This window comes from Herbidospora sp. RD11066, from assembly GCF_054661255.1.
On sequence record NZ_BAAGDO010000001.1, the window covers coordinates 15,377 to 40,501 of the forward strand.

21 protein-coding genes are annotated in these 25,125 nt (G+C 68.0%); 13 read left to right on the forward strand and 8 right to left on the reverse strand.

What is annotated here, in order from left to right; genetic code table 11:
* The first annotated feature begins 50 nt into the window (after positions 1-50).
* The 8 genes from rbfA to dapB all read left to right on the forward strand — a co-directional run bounded on the left by rbfA (position 51) and on the right by dapB (position 8,456).
* On the forward strand, positions 51-530 hold the full coding sequence (rbfA, locus tag ACYQ78_RS00070; RefSeq protein ID WP_061299970.1) for a 30S ribosome-binding factor RbfA: 480 nt from the start codon (positions 51-53) through the stop codon (positions 528-530).
* Positions 527-1,513 (forward strand): DHH family phosphoesterase, encoded by a 987-nt coding sequence (locus ACYQ78_RS00075; RefSeq protein WP_459798536.1) that lies wholly within the window; start codon positions 527-529, stop codon positions 1,511-1,513. The genes rbfA and ACYQ78_RS00075 overlap by 4 nt, the downstream gene beginning before the upstream one ends.
* Positions 1,510-2,394, forward strand: a complete 885-nt coding sequence (truB, locus tag ACYQ78_RS00080; protein ID WP_459798537.1) for a tRNA pseudouridine(55) synthase TruB — start codon at positions 1,510-1,512, stop codon at positions 2,392-2,394. Before ACYQ78_RS00075 ends, truB begins: the two co-directional genes overlap by 4 nt.
* 119 nt (positions 2,395-2,513) lie before the next feature.
* A complete protein-coding gene (locus ACYQ78_RS00085; RefSeq protein ID WP_459798538.1) occupies positions 2,514-3,446 on the forward strand; it encodes a bifunctional riboflavin kinase/FAD synthetase in 933 nt (310 codons plus the stop codon).
* A gap of 128 nt (positions 3,447-3,574) precedes the next feature.
* A complete protein-coding gene (gene rpsO, locus ACYQ78_RS00090; protein ID WP_030450882.1) occupies positions 3,575-3,844 on the forward strand; it encodes a 30S ribosomal protein S15 in 270 nt (89 codons plus the stop codon).
* A 226-nt stretch (positions 3,845-4,070) separates the two neighbouring features.
* Positions 4,071-6,392, forward strand: a complete 2,322-nt coding sequence (locus tag ACYQ78_RS00095) for a polyribonucleotide nucleotidyltransferase (RefSeq protein WP_459798539.1) — start codon at positions 4,071-4,073, stop codon at positions 6,390-6,392.
* Complete coding sequence (locus ACYQ78_RS00100) at positions 6,392-7,699, forward strand: M16 family metallopeptidase (RefSeq protein WP_459799725.1); 1,308 nt, start codon at positions 6,392-6,394, stop codon at positions 7,697-7,699. Before ACYQ78_RS00095 ends, ACYQ78_RS00100 begins: the two co-directional genes overlap by 1 nt.
* Positions 7,700-7,715: 16 nt before the next feature.
* Positions 7,716-8,456 carry a 4-hydroxy-tetrahydrodipicolinate reductase gene (gene dapB / locus ACYQ78_RS00105; RefSeq protein WP_459798540.1) on the forward strand — a complete coding sequence of 247 codons (741 nt, stop codon included), beginning with the start codon at positions 7,716-7,718 and terminating at the stop codon, positions 8,454-8,456.
* 236 nt (positions 8,457-8,692) lie between these two features.
* Here the strand turns inward: dapB and ACYQ78_RS00110 are convergent, their stop codons facing one another.
* The 4 genes from ACYQ78_RS00110 to ACYQ78_RS00125 all read right to left on the reverse strand — a co-directional run bounded on the left by ACYQ78_RS00110 (position 8,693) and on the right by ACYQ78_RS00125 (position 12,287).
* Positions 8,693-9,565, reverse strand: a complete 873-nt coding sequence (locus ACYQ78_RS00110; protein WP_459798541.1) for a 1,4-dihydroxy-2-naphthoate polyprenyltransferase — start codon at positions 9,563-9,565, stop codon at positions 8,693-8,695.
* Positions 9,562-10,179: an N-acetyltransferase family protein gene (locus ACYQ78_RS00115; protein ID WP_459798542.1), complete on the reverse strand. Its 618-nt coding sequence runs from the start codon at positions 10,177-10,179 to the stop codon at positions 9,562-9,564. Before ACYQ78_RS00115 ends, ACYQ78_RS00110 begins: the two co-directional genes overlap by 4 nt.
* Positions 10,180-10,217: 38 nt before the next feature.
* A complete protein-coding gene (locus ACYQ78_RS00120) occupies positions 10,218-10,757 on the reverse strand; it encodes a CGNR zinc finger domain-containing protein (RefSeq protein ID WP_459798543.1) in 540 nt (179 codons plus the stop codon).
* 90 nt (positions 10,758-10,847) lie between these two features.
* Positions 10,848-12,287, reverse strand: a complete 1,440-nt coding sequence (locus tag ACYQ78_RS00125; protein WP_459798544.1) for an aminotransferase-like domain-containing protein — start codon at positions 12,285-12,287, stop codon at positions 10,848-10,850.
* 145 nt (positions 12,288-12,432) lie between these two features.
* Between ACYQ78_RS00125 and ACYQ78_RS00130 the strand changes: the two genes are divergently transcribed.
* Positions 12,433-13,323: a DMT family transporter gene (locus tag ACYQ78_RS00130; RefSeq protein ID WP_459798545.1), complete on the forward strand. Its 891-nt coding sequence runs from the start codon at positions 12,433-12,435 to the stop codon at positions 13,321-13,323.
* A gap of 424 nt (positions 13,324-13,747) precedes the next feature.
* Positions 13,748-14,542, forward strand: coding sequence for a GNAT family N-acetyltransferase (locus tag ACYQ78_RS00135; protein WP_459798546.1), 795 nt, complete (start codon positions 13,748-13,750; stop codon positions 14,540-14,542).
* Positions 14,543-15,708: 1,166 nt separating this feature from the next.
* On the opposite strand, the gene ACYQ78_RS00140 is transcribed toward ACYQ78_RS00135, so the two are convergent.
* From ACYQ78_RS00140 to ACYQ78_RS00150, 3 genes are all read right to left on the reverse strand, one after another.
* Positions 15,709-16,215, reverse strand: coding sequence for a GntR family transcriptional regulator (locus tag ACYQ78_RS00140; protein ID WP_459798547.1), 507 nt, complete (start codon positions 16,213-16,215; stop codon positions 15,709-15,711).
* A 93-nt stretch (positions 16,216-16,308) separates the two neighbouring features.
* On the reverse strand, positions 16,309-16,968 hold the full coding sequence (locus ACYQ78_RS00145; protein ID WP_459798548.1) for a JAB domain-containing protein: 660 nt from the start codon (positions 16,966-16,968) through the stop codon (positions 16,309-16,311).
* Positions 16,969-19,529: 2,561 nt separating this feature from the next.
* On the reverse strand, positions 19,530-20,252 hold the full coding sequence (locus ACYQ78_RS00150) for a GntR family transcriptional regulator (RefSeq protein WP_459798549.1): 723 nt from the start codon (positions 20,250-20,252) through the stop codon (positions 19,530-19,532).
* Between the two features lie 158 nt (positions 20,253-20,410).
* On the opposite strand from ACYQ78_RS00150, the gene ACYQ78_RS00155 reads away from it, so the two are divergent.
* Positions 20,411-20,911: an ATP-binding protein gene (locus tag ACYQ78_RS00155; protein WP_459798550.1), complete on the forward strand. Its 501-nt coding sequence runs from the start codon at positions 20,411-20,413 to the stop codon at positions 20,909-20,911.
* Positions 20,912-21,295: 384 nt separating this feature from the next.
* On the opposite strand, the gene ACYQ78_RS00160 is transcribed toward ACYQ78_RS00155, so the two are convergent.
* Positions 21,296-22,108, reverse strand: a complete 813-nt coding sequence (locus tag ACYQ78_RS00160) for an ArsR/SmtB family transcription factor (protein WP_459798551.1) — start codon at positions 22,106-22,108, stop codon at positions 21,296-21,298.
* A gap of 229 nt (positions 22,109-22,337) precedes the next feature.
* Between ACYQ78_RS00160 and dapA the strand changes: the two genes are divergently transcribed.
* A complete protein-coding gene (gene dapA / locus ACYQ78_RS00165; protein ID WP_459798552.1) occupies positions 22,338-23,258 on the forward strand; it encodes a 4-hydroxy-tetrahydrodipicolinate synthase in 921 nt (306 codons plus the stop codon).
* A gap of 38 nt (positions 23,259-23,296) precedes the next feature.
* Entirely contained in the window at positions 23,297-24,982 is a 1,686-nt protein-coding gene (locus ACYQ78_RS00170; protein ID WP_459798553.1) for a ribonuclease J, read from the forward strand.
* Positions 24,983-25,125: the final 143 nt, after the last annotated feature.

Genomic DNA, 25,125 nt, shown 5'->3' on the forward strand with positions numbered 1-25,125 from the left:
CGCAGGGTCGCAGCGTCAGCCGTACATCTGGAAGAAGGGGGAGCGCGCCCATGGACGCCGCGCGAGCCAGGAAGCTGGCGGACCGAATCCAGCAGATCGTCGCCGAGATGCTGGAGCGCCGGATCAAGGATCCGCGACTCGGTTTCGTCACCATCACCGACACCCGGGTCACCAACGACCTGAGTGACGCGACGGTTTTCTACACCGTCTTCGGGTCGGACGCCGAACGCAAGGACACCGCCGCGGCGCTGGAGAGCGCCAAGGGGATCATCCGTTCGGAGGTCGGCCGGCAGACCGGGCTTCGGCACACGCCCACCCTCACGTTCACCCACGACCCCCTGCCCGACAGCGCCCGTCACCTCGACGGACTGCTGGCCGAGGCCAAGGCGCGGGACGCCGAGATCGCCAAGAAGGCGGAGGGCGCCGCCTACGCGGGCGACGCCGACCCGTACAAGAAGGACGACGAAGAGTTCGACGAGGACTCCTTCGAGGACGACACCGATGAGGTGTCCGGGCGTAGCGCGAAGTGACGCTGCCGCCAGAGGCCGAATGGGCGCGCGCGGTCGCGCTCATCGGTTCGCACGACTCGATCGCCCTGGCCTGTCACGTCACCCCCGACGGCGACGCCCTCGGTTCGATGCTCGCCGTCGGACAGGCCCTGCGGCAGGCCGGTAAGCACGTGGTCGCCTCTTTCGGTGACCACGTGCTCACCGTTCCCCGGCTGCTGCGCTTCCTGCCCGGCCAGGACCTGCTCGTCGAATCCGCGCGCTTCCCGGCCGAGCCGGACCTGATGATCACCTTCGACGCCGCCACGATCGAGCGGCTCGGCCTGCTCGTCCCCGCGGCCAAGGGGGCACGCGAGCTGGTGGTGCTCGACCACCACGCGTCCAACACCGGGTTCGGCACGGTTCCGCTGGTCGACGCCTCGGCGGCGGCCACGGCGGTGCTGGCCGAGGAGCTGCTCCGGCGGCTGGGGCTCCAGATTGACCGCGACATCGCGACCTGCCTCTACACCGCTTTGGTGACCGACACCGGGTCGTTCCGCTACAGCTCGACCACCCCGGCCGTGCACGCCCTGGCCGGCCGGCTGCTCGACGCGGGCCTGAACCCCGATGTGATCGCCCGCGAGCTGTGGGACCGCTCGCCGTTCGGCTACCTGCGCGTTCTCGGCTCGGCGCTGTCCCGGGCCGAGCTCGACCGGTCGGCCGTCGGTGGCGCAGGGCTGGTCTGGACGACCGTGACCCGCGCCGACCGGGCCCTCAACGCCCTGCCCTACGACGAGGTCGAGGGCGTCATCGACGTCCTGCGCAAGGTCGACGACGCCGAGGTGGCCGTGGTCTTCAAGGAAGACGACGAGGGCGCCTGGAACGTGTCGACCCGATCGAAGGGCGCGGCCGACGTGGGCCGTGCCTGCACCGCTCTGGGGGGTGGCGGGCACCCCGGCGCGGCCGGGTTCTCCTCCCGCGAGACCCCCGAAGAGACCGTCGCCCGCCTCACGGAGCTGCTCGCGTGACCAGACGCCCCCCGCCCCCGAGCGGGATCATCATCATCGACAAGCCCTCGGGCTGGACCTCCCACGACGTGGTGGCCAAGATGCGCGGCATCGCGGGCACCCGCAAGGTCGGCCACGCCGGCACCCTCGACCCGATGGCGACCGGCGTGCTGGTCGTCGGGGTCGAGAAGGCCACCCGCCTGCTGGGCCACCTGGCGCTGACCGAGAAGGTGTACGAGGCCACGATGCGCCTCGGCGTCTCGACCAACACCGACGACGCCGAGGGCGAGGAGACCGGCCGTGCGTCGGCCGCCGCGGTCACCGCCGACGACGTCCACAAGGGGGTCGAGGCCCTGACCGGGTTGATCATGCAGGTTCCGCCGCAGGTCAGCGCGATCAAGGTGAACGGTGAGCGGGCGTACAAACTGGCCCGCCAGGGCGAAGAGGTGGAGCTCCAGGCCCGGCCGATCACGGTGTACTCCTTCGAGGTGACCTCGGTCGCCCTGGGTGAGCACGTCGACGTCACGGCTGTGATCAGGTGCTCTTCCGGTACCTACATCCGCTCCCTGGCCAGGGACCTGGGCAACGGCCTGGGGGTCGGCGGGCACCTGACGGCGCTGCGCCGCACGCGCGTGGGGCCGTACACGGCGGAGAGCGCGAAGACCCTGGAGGAGCTCCAGAAGGAGTGCGTCATCCTGCCCATCGCCGACGCCGTCTCCCAGGCCTTCCCGCGCCGCGACGTCACCGAGGAGGAGGCCCGCCTGGTCTCCCACGGCGGCAGGCTCAAGGCGGCCGGGCTGGGGGAGGGCCCGATCGGGGTCTTCGCCCCGGGCGGTGAGCTCCTGGCTCTGGTCGAGGAGAAGGGCGGCGCCGCCAAGCCGCTCGCCGTCTTCGTGGGCTGATAAGGGCTTTCTTCCGATACGGCTCCGGCGCCACCGGCCGTGTTCGGCCTCGCCGTCTACGGGTTCGGGGACGTGTGGGACGCTTAGGGTTACTTCGCTAATTGCCTGTGGGGGTCGACGTGCGCGGCTGGCTCGGACTTGACGACGTGCCTACGGACTGGGGCCGGTCCGTCGTCACGATCGGGGTGTTCGACGGCGTTCACCGGGGTCACCAGACGCTGGTCCGCAAGGCCGTCGAGCTCGCCCATGAGCTGGGGGTCGCCTCGGTCGCGGTGACCTTCGACCCGCACCCCGACGAGGTGGTCCGGCCCGGCAGCCACCCGTCGCAGCTGTCCACCCCCCACCGGCGCATCGAGCTGCTCGGCGCCCTCGGGGTCGACGCCGTGCTGATCCTGCCGTTCACGCTGGAGTTCTCGCGCACCTCGCCCGAGGAGTTCGTGCAGATCGCCCTGGTCGACCGGCTCCACGCCGCCGGGGTCGTGGTGGGGGAGAACTTCCGGTTCGGCCACAAGGCCGCCGGCAACCTCGCCACCCTGCGGGAACTCGGCGAGAAATACGACTTCGTCGCCGTCGGGGTGCCCCTGGTGAGCAGCCTGGAGGACATCACGTCCTCGCTGATCCGCCAGCACCTCACCGACGGTGACGTCGCGGCCGCCGCCGACGAGCTCGGCCGCCTCCACCGGGTCGAGGGCGTCGTGGTCCGGGGCCACCAGCGCGGCCGGGCCCTCGGGTTCCCGACCGCCAACGTCGAGTCGGCGTCCCACACGGCGATCCCGGCCGACGGCGTCTACGCCGGCTGGCTCGAGTCGCCCGACGAACGCTGGCCCGCCGCGATCTCCATCGGCACCAACCCCACCTTCGAGGGCGTCACCCGCACCGTCGAGGCCTACGCCCTCGACCGCGACGATCTCGACCTCTACGGCCTCCACGTCGGGGTCGACTTCCTGGCCCGGCTGCGCGACACCCTGAAGTTCGACTCGATCGACGCTCTGATCGAACAGATGCGCGCAGACGTCGACGAGGCCCGGAGACTGACCGTCTCGGCTGGTTAACGCGCGGTGGTACCTTTGAATGTCGGCTGAGTCATCACCGGCTTCTCGTCACGGCGACTGTAGGCACGCACGGTCGTTCGCGGGATTTTGAACCAGTTTGCGCGTGCCCAGGGAACAAAGGAGAAGCAGTGTCGCTCGACACCGCCACGACCAAGGCCATCGTCGCCGAATACGGCGCCAGCGAGGGCGACACCGGGTCCCCCGAGGTCCAGATCGCGCTGCTCAGCAAGCGCATCAGCGACCTGACGGAGCACCTCAAGACCCACAAGCACGACCACCACAGCCGTCGCGGCCTGCTGCTGCTCGTCGGCCGCCGCCGCCGCCTGCTGAAGTACCTGCAGGCGAAGGACATCACCCGCTACCGCTCGCTGATCGAGCGGCTGGGCCTGCGCCGATAGTGCGCGGTAAGGGAGCGGCGATCTGTTCGCCGCTCCCTTACGTGTAGTACAACCGAATACCGAAACCACCCGTGAAACCAGTGCCCCGCGTCAATCCGCGGAAAAAGAGGGCCGGTCCTCGGTAGTGGCCCCCGGTCGACGCGACCGGGCGCTTCGATCGAAGACCGGCGCCGCACCTCCGGGAGCCGGCGACGTGGGGTGACCGACCCGACAAAGGAGGTCCCCCGTGGAGGGTGTCCACAGCACGGAAGCCGTTATCGACAACGGCTCTTTCGGCACGCGTACGATCCGGTTCGAAACCGGTCGTCTCGCCCGCCAGGCGGCCGGGTCCGCCGTCGTCTACCTCGACGACGAGACGATGGTCCTTTCCGCGACCACCGCCTCGAAGAACCCGAAGGAGAACCTCGACTTCTTCCCGCTGACGGTCGACGTCGAGGAGCGCATGTACGCCGCGGGCCGCATCCCCGGCTCGTTCTTCCGGCGTGAGGGCCGTCCGTCTGAAGACGCGGTCCTGACCTGCCGTCTGATCGACCGGCCGCTGCGCCCGTCGTTCGTCAAGGGTCTCCGCAACGAGATCCAGATCGTCGCCACCGTCATGGCGCTCCAGCCGGAGCACCTCTACGACGTCGTCGCGATCAACGCCGCCAGCCTCTCGACCCAGCTCGCTGGGCTGCCCTTCTCGGGCCCCATCGGCGGCGTCCGGGTCGCGCTGATCAGCGGCCAGTGGGTGGCGTTCCCGACCCACACCGAGCTCGAGGGCGCGACCTTCGACATGGTCGTGGCCGGTCGCGTGCTCGCCGACGGCGACGTCGCGATCATGATGGTCGAGGCCGAGTCGACCAAGGACACGCTGAAGCTGGTCGCCGAGGGCGCCGTCGCGCCCACCGAGGAGACCATCGCCCAGGGTCTCGAGGCGGCCAAGCCGTTCATCAAGGTCCTGTGCGAGGCCCAGTCGCAGATCGCGCGGGTCGCCGCCAAGGAGACCGGCGAGTTCCCGATCTTCCTCGACTACCAGGAAGACGCCCTGCAGGCCGTCGAGGGCGCCGTGCGCTCCGAGCTGGCCGCCGCCCTCACCATCGCGGGCAAGCAGGAGCGCGAGGCCGAGATCGACCGGGTCAAGGCCCTGGTCGGCGAGAAGCTCCTCTCCGACTTCGAAGGCCGTGAGAAGGAACTGTCGGCCGCCTACCGCAGCCTGACCAAGAAGCTGATGCGCGAGCGCGTCATCAACGAGGGCGTCCGCATCGACGGCCGTGGCCCGAAGGACATCCGGCAGCTCAGCGCCGAGGTCCACGTCGTGCCCCGCGTCCACGGCTCGGCGCTGTTCGAGCGCGGCGAGACCCAGATCATGGGCATCACCACGCTGAACATGCTCCGCATGGAGCAGATGATCGACACGCTCAACCCCGAGCGCACCAAGCGCTACATGCACAACTACAACTTCCCGCCCTACTCGACCGGTGAGACCGGCCGCGTGGGTTCGCCCAAGCGCCGCGAGATCGGCCACGGCGCGCTGGCCGAGCGGGCGCTCATCCCGGTTCTCCCGAGCCGCGAGGAGTTCCCGTACGCGATTCGCCAGGTCTCCGAGGCCCTCGGGTCCAACGGTTCGACCTCGATGGGCTCGGTCTGCGCGTCCACGATGGCGCTGCTCGACGCCGGTGTGCCGCTGCGCGAGATGGTGGCCGGCATCGCGATGGGCCTGATCGGCGAGGGTGACCAGTTCGTCACCCTGACCGACATCCTGGGCGCCGAAGACGCCATGGGCGACATGGACTTCAAGGTCGCCGGCACCAAGGACGTCATCACCGCCCTGCAGCTCGACACCAAGCTCGACGGCATCCCCGCCTCGGTCCTGGCCGCCGCGCTCAAGCAGGCGCGCGGCGCCCGCCTGGCCATCCTCGACGTGATGCAGGAGGCGATCGACTCTCCGGCGGAGATGAACCCGACCGCGCCGCGCATCATCACGATCAAGGTCCCGGTAGACAAGATCGGCGAAGTCATCGGCCCGAAGGGCAAGATGATCAACCAGATCCAGGACGACACCGGCGCCGAGATCACCATCGAGGACGACGGCACGATCTACATCGGCGCCACCGACGGCCCCTCGGCCGAGGCGGCCCGGAGTGCGATCAACGCCATCGCCAACCCGCACATGCCGGAGGTCGGCGAGCGCTACCTGGGCACGGTCGTCAAGATCGCCGCCTTCGGTGCCTTCGTCAGCCTGATGCCCGGCAAGGACGGCCTCCTCCACGTCTCCCAGATCCGCAAGCTGCACGGCGGCAAGCGCATCGAGAACGTGGAAGACGTGATGGGCGTCGGCGAGAAGATCCAGGTGGAGATCGCCGAGATCGACTCGCGCGGCAAGCTGTCCCTGGTCCCGGTCGAGGTCGTGGAGAAGGAGGCGGCCGAGAAGGCCGCCCGCGCCGAGTCCGGTGAGCCCGAGCCGGTGGCCGCCGCCGGTGCCGACTCCGACGACGACGGTGGCGACGGTGGCGAGCCCCGCCGCCGCCGCACCCGCAGCCGTTCCGGACGGGACGACCGCAACTCGTGATAACGACGACGCTGTTCCCCGGAAAGGACGGTGCGGGGGTCATCCGCCGCACCGTCCTGCCCGGTGGGCTCCGCGTGGTCACCGAGACGATGCCGACCGTGCGCTCCGTCGCGGTCGGCGCGTGGGTCGGCATCGGCTCACGCGACGAGGACCCCGAGCACACCGGCGCCACCCACTTCCTCGAACACCTGCTGTTCAAGGGCACTCCCACGCGCGACGCGATGGAGATCTCCGCCTCGATCGAGGGCATCGGCGGAGAGATCAACGCGTTCACCGCCAAGGAGTACACCTGCTACTACGCGCGGGTCCTCGACGAGGATCTGCCGCTGGCGATCGACGTCCTGGCCGATGTGGTCACCTCGTCGCTGATCACGCCCGACGACGTCGAGTCGGAGCGGGGCGTGATCCTCGAAGAGATCGCCATGCACGACGACGACCCCTCCGACGTGGTCCACGAGGCGTTCTCCGAGGAGCTCTACGGCGACACGCCGATCGGGCGCCCGATCCTCGGCAACGACGACACGATCAACGCCCTCACGCGCGACCGCATCCACGAGTACTACCAGCGCTTCTACCTGCCCACCCACACCGTGATCTCGGTCGCGGGCAACGTGTCCCACGAACACGTGGTGGAACTGGTCGCCCGCGCCTACGAGCGCGCCGGCGCCCTGGGCGGCGACGCCGCGCCGATCCCGCCCCGCGTCGGCGGCACCGGACTGCCCGCCCACAGCGGCGTCAAGGTCGTCGACAGGCCGACCGAGCAGGCCAACCTGGTGCTCGGCACGACCGGCGTGAGCCGCACCGACGAGCGCAGGTTCGCCCTCGGTGTCCTGAACGCGGCGCTCGGCGGCGGCATGTCCTCGCGCCTGTTCCAGGAGATCCGCGAGAAGCGCGGCCTGGCCTACAGCGCCTACAGCTACACCTCGCAGTACGCCGACACCGGCCAGTTCGGGGTGTACGTCGGGTGCCTGCCCGCCAAGATCGACGACGTCCTCAAGATCTGCCGCGACGAGATCGCCCGCGTGGTCTCCGAGGGCTTCACCGAGGAGGAGATCACGCGCGGCAAGGGCCAGATGCGCGGCGGTCTCGTGCTCGGGCTTGAAGACACCGGCTCCCGCATGTCGAGGATCGGCAAGAGCGAGCTCGTCTACGACCGGCTCATGTCGGTCGACGAGGTCCTCGAACGCATCGACGCCGTGACGGCCGCCGACATCGCCGAGGTCGCCTCCGACGTCCTGACCCGCCCCCTCACGCTGGCCGTGATCGGGCCGTTCGCCGGGAAGGACTTCTCGGACGCGGTGAGCTGACCGCTAGCCTTAGCACGTGATCAAAGTAGGTGTGCTGGGCGCGCGTGGCCGCGTCGGGGTGGAAGTGTGCAAGGCCGTCCACGCGGCCGACGACCTGGAGCTCGTGGGCGCCGTCGACAAGGACGACGCCCTCGACCCGATCGCCGCCGCGGATGTGGTGGTCGACTTCACCCACCCCGACGTGGTGATGGGCAATCTCCGCTGGTGCATCGAGCGGGGCGTCCACCCGGTCGTCGGGACCACCGGTTTCGACGCCGCCCGCCTCGACGAGGTCAGGGCCCTGCTGGCGGCCAACCCCGGCACCAACGCGCTGATCGCGCCCAACTTCGGCATCGCGGCCGTGCTGATGATGCACTTCGCCCAGCAGGCCGCGCGCTTCTTCGAGTCCGTCGAGATCATGGAACTCCACCACCCGAACAAGGCCGACGCCCCCTCGGGGACCGCCCGCCGCACGGCCGAACTCGTGGCCGCCGCTCGCGCCGAGGCGGGGCTGGGGCCCATGCCTGATGCGACCTCCCAGGAGCTTCCGGGGGCGCGCGGGGCGGATGTCGACGGGGTGCGCGTGCACGCTGTGCGCTTGGCCGGGCTGATCGCGCATCAGGAGGTCATCCTGGGCGGTGACGGCGAGATCCTGACGATCCGCCACGACACCATGAACCGGGCGTCGTTCACGCCGGGCGTGCTGCTGGGGGTGCGGCGGGTGCGCGAGCTTCCGGCCGGTCTCACGGTGGGGCTCGACGCACTTCTCGACCTCTAGGTCTCCACAGGTGGCGTCGGGCGCCGCGAAAACGTCGGTCGGCCGCGTCACGATGACTCTGCCCGGGGTGGGTGGGTGCCGGTGGGCCAGGATCGTTACGGGGGTCCTGGCCTTTCGTCATGCGTGTTCCGCCGTTGCGGGGCGGAGTCGGCGCGGCCGGTTGGCGCCGGTGACGGTGGCTCTCGGTGGGGCGGGCGGTGCCGGGGTCGGCGAGAGCCGTAACGGAAAAAGAGCCTTTACAGCGTGATCGAGAGGCCGATCGCGAAGAGCAGGCCGAAGACGATCTGGAGCCGCCCTGTCTGCTGGAGGGTGGCGATCAGCGCGCGACCCTGGAGGCCGCCCAGGACCTCGCGCACCGGCGGCACGGCCAGCGGGAGCGCCAGCAGCCCCAGCGCCGCGAACGGCCGTTCCCACAGCAGCGGCAGCACGCACGCGAACGGGACCAGCAGGCAGGCCGCGTAGAGAACCCGCGTGCGACGGTCGCCGAGGACCACCGCGAGGGTGCGTTTCCCGGCGGGTTCGTCGGTCTGGATGTCGCGCAGGTTGTTGACCACGAGCAGCGCCATGGCCAGCAAGCCGACCGGCACCGCCACCCACACCGACAGCCACGACCAGCCGGTCTGCACGTAGGCGGTGCCGATGACGGCGACCAGCCCGAAGAAGAAGAACACCGACAGCTCGCCCAGCGCCCGGTAGCCGTAGGGCTTCGAGCCGCCCGTGTAGAACCACGCCGCCAGGATCGACAGCGCACCGAACGCCAGCATCCACCACGCCGAGGTCGCCACCACCAGCGCGAGGCCGACCACCGCCGCCGCCGCGAAGCAGCCGAGCGCGGCGGTCAGCACCGCCTTGGGCGTGGCCGCCTTCGAGCCGACCAGCCGCATCGGGCCGACCCGGCCGTCGTCGGTGCCGCGCACGCCGTCGCTGTAGTCGTTGGCGTAGTTGACCCCCACCTGGAGGACCAGCGCCACGAAGAGCGCCGCGAGCGCCGCCCACCAGACGAAGCGGCCGTCGCCGATGGCGACACCGGTTCCGGCCGCCACCGGGACGACCGCGGCGGGGAGAGTGCGGGGCCGCGCACCGGCGACCCATTGAGCGGGGGTGGTCACGCGCGTGAGATGTCCGTGGTCATGCGGACCATCCGGATCGGGCGGCCCATGTCGAGCACGCGCTCGGCCATGTCCTCGCCCCAGCCGGCCGACTCGAGGAACCCGAGCATCGCGTAGTTCTCGGCGAACACCCAGGTCACGACCGACGAGTAGTGGTCGTCGCGCAGGTGGTCGACGGTCGCGTTGAGCAGCCTGCTGCCGTGACCGCGCCGGATGTGGTTGGGGTCGACCAGCAGCGTGAGCAGTTCGGCGGTGAAGCCGGGGTGCAGATCAGGGTCTTCCGCGGGGCCGTGGGAGGCGAGCCCGACGACCCGGTCGCTGGCCCGCTCGTTGGCCGTCGGCAGCGCCGCGAGCACGCCGCCCGGACCGAGCGCGTGCCATTCTTCGGTGTCGGGAACGACACGTTCCACGGCGACGAGGACCCGGTGCCGCGGAGAGGGGGGCGACATGATCGCCTCATCCCACTGGCGCCGCCACATCTTCTCGGCGGCGGGGCCGGTCATCTGCTGCAGCGGGCCGGGGGGCAGGAAGTCGCGGTAGCCGTGCTTCCACGCCCTGATCTGGGTGTTCGTCACCGCGTCGACATCTTCGAGACGGGCAGGTCTGACACCCATTTGGCCGGCTCCTTTCTGTGCCAATGACACCGTACTGGTCAGGCGGACATCCCCGGACCTTCAGCCTGACGTCGTGCCCTATATGTCCGGGTTTTCGTGCGATTTCCACACACGCGCATCGAGCACCAGGCCCGCGACCGGTTCTTCGACGCGTCGATGAACGCAGCCTGGCAGGTGCTCTCGACGCACACCTTAAGGCGTGGCCACGTGCCGTCGGCGTGCGCCGCAACGATCATCGCGACGAGTCCCGCCAGACCTCGATGCGCCGCGCCGTCGACCGGCACGAGCCGAGGCGCCCCGCCGTCGATGGTGACCCGCAGCGAAACCGCCGCCAGCGCCGTCTCCAGAGGTTCGGGGGTCGTGTACGTCACCACGTCGTGGTGGTGCCGCAGACTCACCCTGAGCCCTTCCCGGAGTTCTCGCGCCAGCGCGAGATCGGCACCATCGGGTTCGAGCCCGTGGTCGGCCAGCCAGGCGGCCAGATCCTGGTCGGACGTGAGGTCGTCGGTATCGGTCTCGACGTCGTAGGTGTTGACGAAGTCGCGCAGCAGTTCGGCCGGACCGGACACGTTGATCACCTCTTCCGGGGCACTCTAGCGGGAATAATCAGACACCCTTGAAACGCTTTAGCCGGTGTCGAGAATTCCTCAAAGGAGAGATCATGCACGTCAGCTACCTCGCCTACCTGGCCTTCCAGCAGAAGAAGCGCCGGGAACGCCAGACGCAGACTCCCCGAAAGCCCGCGCGAGACGAATAACCCCTTCGGCGAGCTCGGCCCGATGAGAAGCGGCCGTATGCGTGAGCCGCAGCCACGGCCCCGGCGGCTCGGCGGCGTGATAGATCGTCCCGGGGCTGACCAGCACGCCCGCCCGCTGGGAGCGTTCGACGAGAGCCGATTCGTCCAGCGCGGGCGGTAGCCCCACCCACACGTGCAGCCCACCCTTGGGCACCAGCTCGGCCCGGACCTCGGGGAGATGCCGGTGCAGGCCCTCCAGCAGAATGTTCCGCCGCTCGTCTATTTCCGCCGCGACGGCCATCCGATGCCGCCGCCAGGCCGGCGCCGATACGAACTCCAGCGCGGTCTCCTGCAGAGGCCGCGCGACGAAGAACGACTCCACGATCTGCGCCGCCCTCAGTCTCGCCGCCGCGGGCCCTCGCGCGATGAGCCCCGCCACCCGAAGGCTGGGCGCCGTGATCTTGCTCAGCGACAGGACGTGGACGACGGTGCCATGGGTGTCGAGCGCGACCAGCGGAGGCGGCGGGGGAGTGGTGGCGAGATAACGGGCGAAGTCGTCCTCGACGACGAACGCGTTGGCGGCTCGCGCGATGTCGAGGACCTGCTGCCGTCTCTGCCGTGACTGCGTGGCACCGGTCGGGTTCTGCAGGGTCGGCTGGCAGTAGAAGACCTTGGCCCTGGTCCGCGCGAACGCCTCCGCGAGGTGGTCGGGGCGGACCCCTTCGCCGTCCGTCGGGACCGGTACGATGCGCAGCCCCGCCGTCCTCGCCGTCGCCAGGGCGCCCGGGTAGGTCGGGGTCTCGACCAGGAGGGGATCGCCCGGCGCGGCCAGGGCACGGAAGGCGTGGGTGAGGGCGGCCTGGCCACCGCTGACGATCAGGACGTCGTTCTGCGTGGTGCCGGTCTCGCCGGCGAACCAGGTGCGCAGCTCGGGGATGCCGGTGCGCGGGGGCATCGACCAGGCGTCCGGCCTTTTGACCGCGCGGATCGCGGCGGCGCTGAGTTCCTTGGTCGGTCTGAGGACGGGGTTGAGATAGCCGCCGGTGAGAGGAATGACGCCGTCGGCGGGCTGCTGAAGGATCGACGTGAGGGGGGCCTCGTCGATGACCTTGTCGCTCAGCGCGACCGTCTGCCAGGAGGGGTCCGTCTCGAGCCGCTGCGGCGGCGTCGCGACGAACGCGCCCGCACCCGGGCGGGTGACGACGACACCCTCGGCGACGAGCTTGGCGATGGCCTTGGAGACGGTGCCCGGAGAGACGTTGTGGGCCTGGACGATCTCCCGGCTGGAGGGAAGCCGGTCACCTGGGCGGAGGGCGGCGGCGTGAGCCCGCAGGGTGTCGGCGAGACGAGCGATACTGCTATCGTCGTTCATGAGGAATAAGGATAGCGCTACTGGCTCGAATGGCGTAGCGGATGCCAGCCTGGTTCTGGACGGGATGGCGACTCAGCCCACCGCTATTCGTTCTGGAGATGTGGCGGATAGCGCTGCCCCGGCCGACCGCAGGGGATCTTCCGGCGTGCAGATCGCAGCGGCGAAATCGCGGGCTCGCATCGGGACGGCGCTCGCCGCAGTCGGGGTGCTCGCCTTCTCCGGCTCGTTTCCGGCCACTGTGTACGCCATGCGCGGCCTGGACCCCTTCCTGGTCTCCATCGGCCGGGCCGTGCTCGCCCTGGTCGTGGCCGTCGGATTCCTCCTGATCGCCCGCGCGCCCCTGCTGCCGCCCCGCCGCGACCTCTGGTCCTACGTGGTCATCGCCGCCGGTGTGGTCTTCGGCTTCCCCGTGTTCAGCGGCCTGGCCCTGTACGGCGGCGCGTCCGCCTCCCACTCCGCCGTTGTCATCGGCCTGCTCCCGGCCGCCACCGCGGTCTTCGCCGTCCTGCGCGCGGGGGAACGCCCGAGGCCCGCGTTCTGGATAGCGTCCGCCCTGGGAGCGCTCTCGATCACCGCCTTCACCCTCGCCCGGGGCGGCGGCCACGTCACCCCCGCAGACCTGCTGCTCGTCCTCGCCCTCGTCTCCGCCGCCGTCGGCTACACAGAAGGCGCCCGGCTGACCCGCACCACCCCGGGCTGGCGCGTCGTCTCCTACGCCCTCGTCGTGGCCGCCCCACTGACCGTCCCGCTCACGGTGTGGCTCGCCCTGACGACCGACGTCACCCTGACTGGGGAGTCGATCTCCGGTCTCCTGTACGCCGGTCTCGTGTCCATGTACCTGGGCTTCATCCCCTGGTATGCGGGCCTCGCCCAGGGCGGCATCGCCCGAGCCGGCCAGACCCAGCTGGCCCAGCCACTTCTGACGCTGGCATGGGCGTGGCTACTCCTCGGCGAGGCCTTCGACCCATGGATGATCGTGGCGGCGGCCGCCGTACTGATCTGCGTCGCCGCGACCCAACGCTCCCGAGCCAGATGACCCAGCAGTTCATAGCTCACGGCAAGTGTCCCTGGTCGGGGCGCCGAGATCCGGATTGGCGTGGCCGGCTCCGGATACCGCCAATCTGCTGCGGGCTGTTCTCAGCGGTGCCATGAGGAATCCGCCGACCATAGTTCGCAGGACACGCCTGACGACTAGTCATAGCGCGTGGGAACTCGCGCAGCTCGGCGGTGTCAGTGCAGTGAGGAGACTACGGAGGGGTGAAGCGGGGTCGGCTGTGATGGTGTGGCCCTGTTCGGCGGGGTGAGATCGTTGCGGTGGTGGGCGCGGCGAAGATCAAGATGCTGCCTGCCAAGGTGACTGGTGCTCGTCAGGAGCCAGGCCGTGTGCATCGGTTCGATGGTCCGATAGACATCACGGCTCAGGAGCACACTCGAAGCCAGGAGATCAGAGGGGGCGCGGCATGAATGGGCTCAGGAACGCGGACATGCTCGCCGGTCTCGACGCCGACCGCCGCTCCGGTGGCGAGCTCGCCGGACACGGCGGCGTGGTCCGCGAACGCTCGGCCGACGGCGCCGAATGCCGGATCACCTACAGCCGTTGCACCGCTGAGGAGATCGACGAGGTCATCGCCGCAGAGACCGCGCTGGCCCGCTCCGGCGGCTACACGCTGGAGTGGAAGACCTATGGCCACGACGAGCCACCCGATCTGGGCACTCACCTGGTCGCCGCAGGCTTCACCCCCGAAGACCCGGAGAACGTCCTGGCCCTTCCGCTCGACGACGCGACCCTGACCGCCTTCGACCCCACCGCCTTCGACATCCGACGCGTGACCGACCCGCAAGGTCTGGCCGACTATGCGGAGATCTCCCGTGAGATCGGCCGCCGTAACGTGGACGCAGAACAGGAACGGCTCGCGCGGATCCTGCGTGACACGCCCGAAGCGATGAGCATCCACATCGCTTACGTGGGCGACGAGCCGGTAGCCGCAGGGCGGATCTACTTCAAGCAAGGCAGCCGCTTCGCCGAACTGGCCGGCGCCAGAACCAAGACCACACATCGCCGACGAGGCCTGTTCATCGCGACCGTGGGCGCCAGACTCCACGAGGCCCGCGACCGGTCCCGCACCCACGTCTTCGTCGACGCGTTGCCGACCTCGGAACCCACCCTCAGCAAACGAGGCTTCAAGCTGTTGACCCGCACCCAGCCATACATCTACGAACCCAAGTCCCACGCGGGGCCGCAGCCCGAACCCTGAGTCCACCACGCCAACCCGCCAAGCGCCTTGTCCAAAACCACTATGTCTGACCAGAAGGTCGAACATCACGCCAGCACGGGACGACGGCAGGCGTCGATGCGCTGTGCCCGACCCAGGAGGATGAACGAGCCGAGGCAGTTGGACGACGGCAGGCATGGATCGGGTGGAGCCGACTTGGTCCGTGTGACGGTATGCGCTCGTGCGCGATGCGCTGCTCAGGCGGGAAGGCGGCCAGCCAGGCCAGGCGACGGGAGGTATGGATCGGCTGCGGCCATCTTGGCAGGGCAAACATGACATCGGTCCGCGTGACGGCATGCACGAGTGCGCGATGCACCGGTCAGATGGGAAGACGGCTAGTCAGGCGAGATGGCGGCAGGCGTAGACCGGCTGCGGCCATCTCGGCAGGCAAACGTGGCATCGGCCCACGCGAAGGCAAGCATTAGCGCGTGACGCCCTGATCGGGCATGGCGGATGCCTAGACGAGGGCAGGCATAGCTCGGCTGGGCCCGACCGGGCAGCGCAAAAGTGGCGTTGGCCCGCGCGCGATACCCGGATTGGGTATGGCGGATGCCTAGGCGACGGCAGGCATAGCTCGGCGTGCGCCGACTTGATACGCGGCGTCCGCCCTCGCGACTGCAGACAACGAATGTGCGGTGCTCTGCTCGCGCAGACCAAGTGCTCATCAGGCCTTACCGATGACAGACACGGATGCGCTATGCCTCGCCAGGGAGGCCGAACGCCCTGCCGGCCCGCGTGACGGTGCGATGCTCTGCTCGGGCAGGCAAGTGCTCATCAGGCCTGGCCGACGGCAGACACGGATGCGCTATACCTCGCCAGGGAGGCCGAATGCCCTGCCGACCCGCGTGATGGAGCGATGCTCTGCTCGGTCAGGCCAACACCTGGCTGTCCGACGGCAGGCAAGGACGCGATCCGGCGAGGGCGAATGCCGTGGTGGCCCGCGCGACGGTGCGATTCCCCGCTCGGGGCAGGGCAACTGCCCAGTCTGCATGGGCACGGCAGGCATGGATGCACGTTGCCTGACCAGGAACGGCAAGCCCCGCGACCCGCGCACGTCGGACACGGATGCGCCGACCCGGAGCAGGTGGTCGCCTGCCCCGGATCGTCACGTCCTGCAAACCGGGAGCCCCGGACCGGAGCGTCCGGTGTCAGCGTCCGTTCAGACGGTTCGCCGGGGGACGCTTCGGCTTGGGCCACTTCTCCCGGGCCGTCGCATACGTTCCGCGATAAGGCACCGTGAACACGTAGCCCTGTTTGCGCAGGGTCGCGATCGCCTGGCGGACCGTCGCCTTGGCCACGCCGTGTTCGGCCATCAGGGCCTTCTCGCTCGGCAATGCGCGGTTCGCCGGGAACTCGCCTGAGCGGATCTTCTCCGCCAGGACCTTCGCGATCTGCTGGTAGACCGGGAGTTCCGACCGCGGGGTGTCGGGCGTGCCCACGAAGGTGCCCTCGCCCTGGATCGTGTAGGCGAGACCCTGATCGCGTAGTTCGCGGGCGACCCGGCGGGCGGTCATGCGCGCGACGTTGTATTCGGCTTCGAGTTCCGCCTCGCTGGGGATGGCGTCGCCGGGGCTCAGCTCACCGTCGGCGATCTTCCGCCGGAGCTCATCGGCTATCTGCTTGTAGACCGGCACAGGTCCCTCTCGGTCGAGCATCTTCGTATCCTAGACCAAACAGTACGTATACCCAGAAACCAGACACTTGCTAAAACTGCATAGACGGCGACTAGACCACTATGTACATTGGCATCAAGCGACCCGGCGCCACCGGGTGTCGGTGACAACAAGGTGATCGAGGAAGGTGAGGCCAACGATGTCGGAAGCGTGTCGCAGGTGGTCGGTCGAGGCCACGTCGCCAGGGCTCGGCTCGACGGAGCCGCTCGGGTGGTTGTGGGCCAGCCCGAACGCCGCTCCCCCCGAGGTCAGCACGGCGGTGATCACGTCGCGGACCGGAAGGGAGGTGTGGTCGCTACCGCCCTCCGTGACCACCGACTGGCGCAGCACCCCGCCGGCGGAGTCGCAGACCACCAAGACCAGCCGCTCCTTCGCCTGCTCCCGCAGCAGTGGGGCCACCAGGGCGGCGAGATCGGCCGAGGTGGTGATGCGTAATGGGCCGGGGCTGCTTTGCGAGCGGCGTACAAGATGAAACGCGGCCGCGACCCGGGCGGCCTTGGCCGGCCCGACCCCCGGAACGCTGAGCAGCCGATGTGGTTCGGAACGCGAGAGTTCCCCGAGATCGCCGCAGTGGGAGATCACCCGCGAGGCGAGCTCGACGGCACTCATGCCGCGGCTGCCCGATCCGAGGAGTATGGCCAGTAATTCACGATCGGCCAGGGCGTTTCCTCCTTTCTCCAGCAAACGCTCACGTGGCTGATCGCCAGCCGCCATGTCCTTGACCCGCAACCCCATGACGCACGTTTTACCATCACCCACCGACGTTCTTGCGGTGCCCGCATTTGTCCATCCGGTATGCAGCTGAAAGTGGTTTATGTCCCGGGCATGACTGTGACGTGATTTCCCTGATTAGAACTGCTTGTTCTACCAGGATGTCCTGTTGCCTCGTTCGCGAGAGTATGTCTGCGTCACTGCTGTCTGGGCGTGTTCGTCCCTTCTCTGAAGTTCCTGTACGACCTGGCGAAGGCCGGGAAGCCTGCCGTGCGCCCGCGTTGAGAGTGCGAGATCGCTTTCCGTGGAGCTGAATTGACCGCCATCCCCTGACCTGGGGGGATGCTGGCTGGTCTCGAGTGGCGGGCCCTGTAGACCACAGAGAACGGTCGCCACCCTGCGCGTACCGAAATGATCAATTTGCGTGTCACTCGATCGCGTCTGAGCGTTGTCGTTGTCGAATCCACGTCTGGACAATTCGTATTTGTCCGATTTGTGGTGCCTGTGCGAGGGGGGCGTGCTGCATCACCCAAAGCGCTCGCCATTCCATATCGCCCCCATTTGTGGAGTGGCGAGGGGCCGGTCGCTGGAGCTCCAAGAGGACGAGGGAGGGTTCCAGCGACCGGCAGATCTCCTGCGATGTCAGCAAAGGCGAACGCCCAGGCTTTGTCATTGAGGTGCGTCATTCCTCGATCGACGCGAGAGCAGGGCCCTCGCGAGCACTCGCCACCTGTCTGCCTTGTCAGGCGGCGAGGACACCGGCCGCTGGAACGCGACGGTAGCTTCCAGCGGCCGGTTGACCCACCTCGGGTGAGGCCGGGACAGCCCCGGACGGCGTGCTTAGAGGTCCTACACCATGACTCCGGTGCCCGACAACTCGCCGTTGCCGAGCGCCGCCCATGCAGGTGATACATCTCGCCGCACCGGCGCCGGATTCAGCCAGCTTCATTCTGGTAGGTGCTCTTAGGTGCCGGACTTGGACGCTGGAGTCGGACGCAGGAGCCGGAGCTAGATACGGGGGCTGGACCGCCGGACTTGCATGCGGGACTTGGATGCCAGAGCCGACGCAGGAGCCGGAGTTTGATACTGGGGCTGGACCGCCGGACTTGCTTACGGGACTTGCATACGGGAGTTGGATGCCGGGGCAGGACGCCAGAACAGGACCGGAGCCGGAGTTAGATACTGGGGCTGCCGCAGGACCTGAACGCGGGACTTGAATGCTAGGGGCAGGTCGCCGGAGTTGATGCTGGGGCTGGACTGCTGGCCTTGGAGGCGGGCCTTGGACGCTGGGGCTGGATGCCGGGGTGGACTGTCTGGGCGTCAAGACGCGGAACTTCTGCGCTCGATCGGGTGAGGGCCAAGTAAGACCTGTTCGGCTTCTGGGCGCTTTGTGCGAGGTAGGTGTGTCCACCGACGACGCTGATCCTGATCGGTCGTCGCGTTGACGCTGACCGGCTTGAGTCGATGGAGGCCGGCCAGGGTTCGGGAACGCGTGGACCGGTGTGTTCAGGCTTGCTGTTGCGATGCGCGTCATCCATGAGCGCTGGTGATGAAGAACCCCGCTAGGAGCGGCATCGCGACGGCAGTAGCGCATTCCTGTGCGCAGCTGATGCCCACTGATCTCTCGCCGCTTGTGATCCGTGTTCAGAAGCGGTGAGGGCCGGTCGCTGGAGCCAGTCGGGGGGCTCCAGCGACCGATGGCATGGTTAGGAGCTCAGTGACTTCGACAACCCTGTTGGATCAACCTGCGAGACGACTCACCGACCCGATTGCTGATGCGGCCCAGCCGTCGCGGAGATGGCTGCCTGATCAGCAGCGGTTGTCTCAGCCATGCGGGGAGCCAGCGTTTCATCGCGGACTTGTCCGTGATTCTTGACGCCACACCAGGGCTGAACGACGCCGACGCGCTCGTCGTGAGAGTCCATCGGTCAGTGTGTGGTTCGGCTGTCTGGCACACGTGCGTTGATCACTGAGCTGTGGTGACGGCCCATGGCAAGCCTGAGATTGTTCGTGGCTTGTTGGGCAAGCGCAGCTGCTCGTGGCGAGGTTGGTGAAGGCGGATCGCGCGGGCCGGATAGTCAATCCGCGTGATTCGGATGCGGGGGCGAGCTCGCACGGCTGTCGAGGCATGTGTTTCGGACGAACCCCAGAGGTTGCCGCGAGAGGCGTCGGCACGCTCAGAGGTTCAAACAAAATGACACCGGCACTCGGGCTGCTCGCCGTTGTCTTGCCCCGACTATGCAGGTGAGGCACCTCGCCGCACCGGCGCCAAGACCGGTGATGCTCATCTGTTAGGAGCACTTAACCGGGGCGCTAGAGCGAACCTGAGCATGCGCGGCGAGGACTTTGGCCCATGGCGAGCCGGCGATCGACCACGGCTTGTTGGGCAAGCGTTCGTCGCGCCTCGGCGCGGCATGCATGCGGAAGGAACACGTCGAGACGCCCGCGTCGACAGTCAGACGAACGTTGCGTTGATGCGCCACTCGCAGCTGGAACATGTGAAGCGGGTCGCGGGGACCCTGCCGAAACAAGGTCCCCGCGACCCGGGTCGTACACAAAGCAAGAAGCCCGTTGGAAGGAGGGCCTCAGCGGCTGGTCGGTTCTCCGTAAGGTGCCGGGAGGGTGTAGACGAGCCGGAACTGGTCGCACGGGATGATCACGTCGCTGGTTTCCACGGGTTTGTCGCCCGCCCAGTGGGTGCGTTCGACGTGGAGTACGTGAACACCTGCCGGAAGGTCCAGGACGTCGCTCTCCACGGGCTGGGGGACCCGCGCGTAGACGTGTTCGGTCACCTCGGTCAGCTTCAGGCCGTTGCCGCCGAGGCGGTGGGCGACCTGGGTGACGTCTTCGGTGCCGTCGTTGTAGACGACGGGTTCGTACGACACCGCGAGTTGCACGGGTTTGCCGTCGCTTCGATAGACGATGCGCGTTCTCGTGACGGGGGATTGGGCGGCGATGCGCAGGCGTATGGCGATATCGGGCCTGGCCTCGGCGGAATCGGTCTTGACGTCACACGTCGGGCGGCGCCCGATGGCGTGCATGTCGGTCGAGAAGTGGGCCTGTGCACGGTGGAGCGGGAGCAGGTCCGGCCGTTGGCGGACCCGATGGCCCGACCCGACGCGGCCGATGATCAACCCTTCTTGGGCCAGCACTCGAAGCGCGTGGCGGGCGGCGGTCTCGCCCACGCCGTACTTCCTAGTGATCTGGTGCCGTGAGGGAATCGGCGCTCCGGGTTGCAACAGGCCCTCCGTTATCTGACGGCGGAGGTCTTCGACAACACGCAGGTAAACCGGATCGGAGTTGGCCACTTATCCATCCTTGGACTGTAAAGCGTTAATTCCGATCCTCCCGTATCCGATGCACAACCCAGAGTAATGGCCATCAGTTGTGATTCCAACTTTACTCTTGACCTGTGGAGGATCCTGTCGTGGATCGTCATACTTTGTCCCTGCCTGGACGACCTTCGATGGCGGCCGTGGCCAGGGCATTCGTCCGTCGCTACCTCGATGGGCACCCACTTGCCCATGATGCCGAGGTCGTCGTTTCCGAGTTCTTCTCGAATGCCATTCGCCATAGCAAAAGCCTGAATGGTGGCAATGTCCGCATTTGCGTAATAAAGATGGAACGATCCATTCGTATAGAAGTGACAGATTCCGGCGGCGGAGCCGATCTGCCACACGAGAAGCGCCCCTCCCTCGCCGACGAACACGGCCGGGGCCTCGGGATCGTCCGCTCCATGGCCACGGCCTGGGGACATGAAGGTCTGGGAGATGTGTACGTCACCTCGTGGGCCCAGCTCGACGACCCCGGCGCCATGCTCCGCCCACTCCCGCAGATCGGGCCCGGATGGTGCCCGTCGGGCTCGGATCCGCTGCGCGATCTGCCGCTGAGCGTGGTTTCTCCCGGAGACTTACCGGAACTGGGTGAGGGAGCCGGCGGTCATCGAATTCCGCGATGCGAGCAGTAGGCGAACGCCCGGATCCGGTCAGAGGGGCACTCGCGGATCCGCCGTGACCCTATGTGGCGCACGAGAAGATTTTCGGACCTTATTTTCGGCTAATTCCGGACAAAGTTGTGCAGTCAAATATCCGACGGCTTCGAGATGCGCGAGGGAGAGACCCGGGCTCGCGGTCGCGAATTATGCAGAGTCCATCCGTTGTCCTGAAATTTCGGACAGTGATGGAGGCGTGTGGTCACGACTTGGGGCCCGAACAAATTGGGCGGGCTGTGCCGGGGCGTGGCTCGAACTTGATGCTCGGACATATCGAAAGATGTCGAGGGGGGCGGCCGGAAGCTTCACGCAACGAAGCTCCGGGCGCGCTCCACCTCGGTGTGATCGATTTCCTCCCGGTCACGCCAGGTTAGGGAGGGTTTCTCCGGTTTCCAGGAGGGTCTTCAGGTTGGAGAGGATCGGCGGCCAGCCCTGGGTGATTTCGGGAAGGATGCCGCTGCCCTTCATGAAATCGTCATGGACGACCGTGAGTTTCACGAGCTCACCCATCGGTTCCAGCATGAACGTAACCTTCGAGCGCGGCTCCGCACGCCAGGCATCCAACTGCTCCCCGCCGAACTCGACGGCCTGTGCGAACTCATCGGTGAAGGTGTGCCAGGTGTATGCGAGCCGTTCGAACGGCTTGGACTCCAGGACCACCTGGTGGTCGGGGTCGTCCATGACCACCTCGCCCATGCCCCACACGACCGGCGCGCCGACCTCCCATGTCGATTCGAGGGTCACTCCCCAATACCGCTTCGTGAACTCCGGGGTGGTCAGCGCCTCCCAGAGGCGCTGGGGGGTCGTCTTGATGTACGTCGTGTACGCGAACTCGGTCGTGGTCATGGGCGTTACCTGCTCCAATGCGGTCTTGAGGTCGGCGAGGGCGCCGGCGCGAGCCCTGGCGTACTGGCCGAGCCAGCGGTCGGCGATCGCGTTGATCGGTTCGGCATTGAGGTAGTGGAGTTTTTCGCGGCCGCGCCGGGTCGTGGTGATCAGTCCGGCCGACTCCAGGACGGCCAGGTGCTTGCTCACCGACTGGCGGGCCATCGTCAGGCCGTCACACAACTGACGCAGTGTCTGGCCGTTCACGGCGTTGAGCCGGTCGAGCAGCCGGCGGCGGCTGGGGTCGGCCAGAGCTCGGAAAACACCGTCGAAAGCCTCGTCCCTCACGCCGACGCACGATAGGCAGCCATCCGGCTGCATGTCAACGCGGGAAAATATTTTCCAAGAGTCTGTAACGCGGCCGTAAGAGAGCTCGATTGAGGGATAGAGGCCGCTGATGTGTGTACCCCCGAGCACATATCGGCGGCCTCTTTCGTGCCCCGATATCCGCGCCGGGTTATCCACAGGCGGGGTGGCGGGGTCCACCGTTTGGGCGGATCCGGGTACCGTTCGGTCTATGGCATCGCCAACTGGAACCTCTGACGCCCCCTTCGGCCGCATGCTGACCGCGATGGTGACCCCTTTCACCGTCGACGGAGCCGTCGACTACGACGCGGCAGGGCGGCTCGCCGGCTATCTCGTCGACGAACAGCGCAATGACGGCCTCGTCGTGAGTGGAACCACCGGTGAGAGTCCCACCACGACCGACGAGGAGAAAGAGCTCCTCGTCCGGGCCGTGGTCGAGGCGGTTGGCGACCGGGCCTTTGTCATCGCGGGAGTGGGTACCTACGACACCGCCCACAGTGTGAAGGCGGCGAAGGCGGCCGAGCGGGCCGGTGCCCACGGTCTGCTGGCGGTGACGCCTTATTACAGCCGTCCGCCCCAGGAGGGGCTCTACCGGCATTTCGTCTCGATCGCCGATGCGACCGAGTTGCCGGTGATGCTCTATGACATTCCGGGGCGTTCCGTGGTCCCGATCTCGCGGGAGACGCTCATCCGGTTGGCCCAGCACCCGCGGATCGTCGCGGTGAAGGATGCCAAGGCAGATTTCCACACCACGTCCGAGGTCATGCTCGCGGCCGAGTCGCTCGCCGTCTATTCGGGCGACGACGCGGTGAACCTGCCATGGTTGTCGATCGGGGCGGCCGGGTTCGTGAGTGTGATCGGCCACGTCGCGGGGGCAGACCTCGCAGAAATGATCAAGCGGTATCGCAAGGGTGACATCGCGGGGGCCCGCGAGATCCACCAGCGTCTGGTGCCCGTCGTTTCGGGGATCATGAACCAGGCGGGTGGGGCGATCATGGCGAAGGCCGCTCTGAGACTTGTCGGCCAGGAAGCCGGTCCGATGCGGCTGCCGCTGGTCGAGGCGACACCTGAACAGATTTCGCTGCTCCGCGCCGACCTCGTCGCGGGCGGCCTGAAGGTCATAGGAGATTGAGTGCTGCTGGTTACACCCCATGATCTCGGGGTGCGTGCATGAGCCATCCCCATCCGGAACTCGGTCCGCCTCCGGCCCTACCCGAAGGAGGCTTGCGGATCGTCGCCCTGGGCGGGCTCGGGGAGATCGGCCGCAACATGGCGGTCTTCGAATACGAAGGCCGGTTGCTGGTCGTCGACTGCGGGGTCCTGTTCCCCGAGGTCGACCAGCCCGGGGTCGACCTGATCCTGCCCGACTTCGAATACATCCGCGATCGCCTCGACAAGATCGAGGCCGTCGTCCTCACCCACGCCCATGAAGACCACATCGGCGCGGTGCCCTACCTGCTGCGCGAGCGGCGTGACATCCCGCTCGTCGGCGCGAAGCTGACGCTCGGCCTGATCGAGGCCAAGCTCACCGAGCACCGCATCCAGCCGGTCACCGAAGAAGTGGTCGAAGGGGAGCGGCGCCGGTTCGGGCCGTTCGAGCTCGAGTTCTTCGCGGTCAACCACTCGATCCCCGACGCGCTCGCGGTCGCCGTGCGGACGCCCGCCGGCATCGTGCTGCACACCGGCGACTTCAAGATGGACCAGCTGCCGATGGACGGCCGCCTCACCGACCTGGGCGGTTTCGCCCGGCTCGGGGCCGAGGGCGTCGACCTGCTGATGTCCGACTCGACCAACGCCGAGGTGCCCGGGTTCGTCACCAGCGAGCGTGACATCGCGCCGGTGATCGACGACGTGATCAGGGTCGCCGAGAAGCGCATCATCGTGGCCTGCTTCGCCTCGCACATCCACCGCGTGCAGCAGGTCGTCGACTCGGCGCAGAAGCACGGCCGCAAGATCGCCCTGGTCGGTCGGTCGATGGTCCGGAACATGGGGGTGGCCCGCGAGCTGGGTTACCTCAAGGTCCCGGCCGGGCTGCTGGTCGACTCGCGCGAGATCGAAGAGTGGCCGCCGGAAGACGTCGTCCTCATCTGCACCGGTTCGCAGGGGGAGCCGATGGCGGCGCTGTCCCGCATGGCCAACCGCGACCACCCGATCCGCATCGCCGAGGGCGACACGGTGCTCCTGGCGTCGTCGCTGGTCCCCGGCAACGAGACGGCGGTCAACAAGGTCATCAACGGGCTCACCCGCTGGGGCGCCAAGGTCGTGCACAAGGGCAACGCGCTCGTGCACGTCTCCGGCCACGCCGCCGCAGGCGAGCTCCTCTACGTGCTCAACGCGACGAAGCCGTCGAACTTCATGCCCGTCCACGGGGAGTGGCGCCACCTGCGCGCCCACGCGAAGCTCGCGCGGCTGACCGGGGTGCCCGAGGAGAACATCGTCATCGCCGAAGACGGGGTCGTGGTCGACCTGGTCGACGGCCAGGCGAAGGTGACCGGCGCCGTTCCGGCCGGTTACGTCTTCGTCGACGGCACCTCCGTCGGCGACATCACCGAAGTGGCGCTGAAAGACCGGCGCATCCTCGGTGACGAGGGCTTCATCTCGATCGTGGTGGTCGTCGACTCGACCACCGGCCGCCTCACGGGCGGTCCGGAGATCACGGCGCGCGGCTCGGGCATCGACCCCGACTCGCTCGACGCGGTGATCCCCCAGATCGAGAAGGCGCTCCAGGAGACGGCGGCGGCCGGAGTCGCCGACGTCCAGCAGATCCGCCGCGTCCTGCGCCGCACCGTCGGCCGCTGGGTCAGCGACACCTACCGCCGACGCCCGATGATCATCCCGGTCGTCGTGGAGGCCTGACCTCCGAACAGTGGCCCTTCCTCGACTGGGAAGGGCCACTGCTTTAAAGCCTTTTCTCCGTTACGGCTCTCGCCGACAACGGCACCGCCCGCCGAGGCCGCCCCCCGCCGCATCCGGCGCCGACCGGCCGCGCCTCCTCGCGC

Bases quoted from the DNA above. Each gene is read 5' to 3' on its own strand.
- rbfA (WP_061299970.1), top strand. From the start codon at position 51: ATGGACGCCGCGCGAGCCAGGAAGCTGGCGGACCGAATCCAGCAGATC.
- ACYQ78_RS00115 (WP_459798542.1), bottom strand. From the start codon at position 10,179: ATGGGTGTCAGACCTGCCCGTCTCGAAGATGTCGACGCGGTGACGAAC.
- ACYQ78_RS00125 (WP_459798544.1), bottom strand. From the start codon at position 12,287: ATGAACGACGATAGCAGTATCGCTCGTCTCGCCGACACCCTGCGGGCT.
- ACYQ78_RS00135 (WP_459798546.1), top strand. From the start codon at position 13,748: ATGAATGGGCTCAGGAACGCGGACATGCTCGCCGGTCTCGACGCCGAC.
- ACYQ78_RS00140 (WP_459798547.1), bottom strand. From the start codon at position 16,215: ATGCTCGACCGAGAGGGACCTGTGCCGGTCTACAAGCAGATAGCCGAT.
- ACYQ78_RS00145 (WP_459798548.1), bottom strand. From the start codon at position 16,968: ATGGGGTTGCGGGTCAAGGACATGGCGGCTGGCGATCAGCCACGTGAG.
- ACYQ78_RS00155 (WP_459798550.1), top strand. From the start codon at position 20,411: ATGGCGGCCGTGGCCAGGGCATTCGTCCGTCGCTACCTCGATGGGCAC.
- dapA (WP_459798552.1), top strand. From the start codon at position 22,338: ATGGCATCGCCAACTGGAACCTCTGACGCCCCCTTCGGCCGCATGCTG.
- ACYQ78_RS00170 (WP_459798553.1), top strand. From the start codon at position 23,297: ATGAGCCATCCCCATCCGGAACTCGGTCCGCCTCCGGCCCTACCCGAA.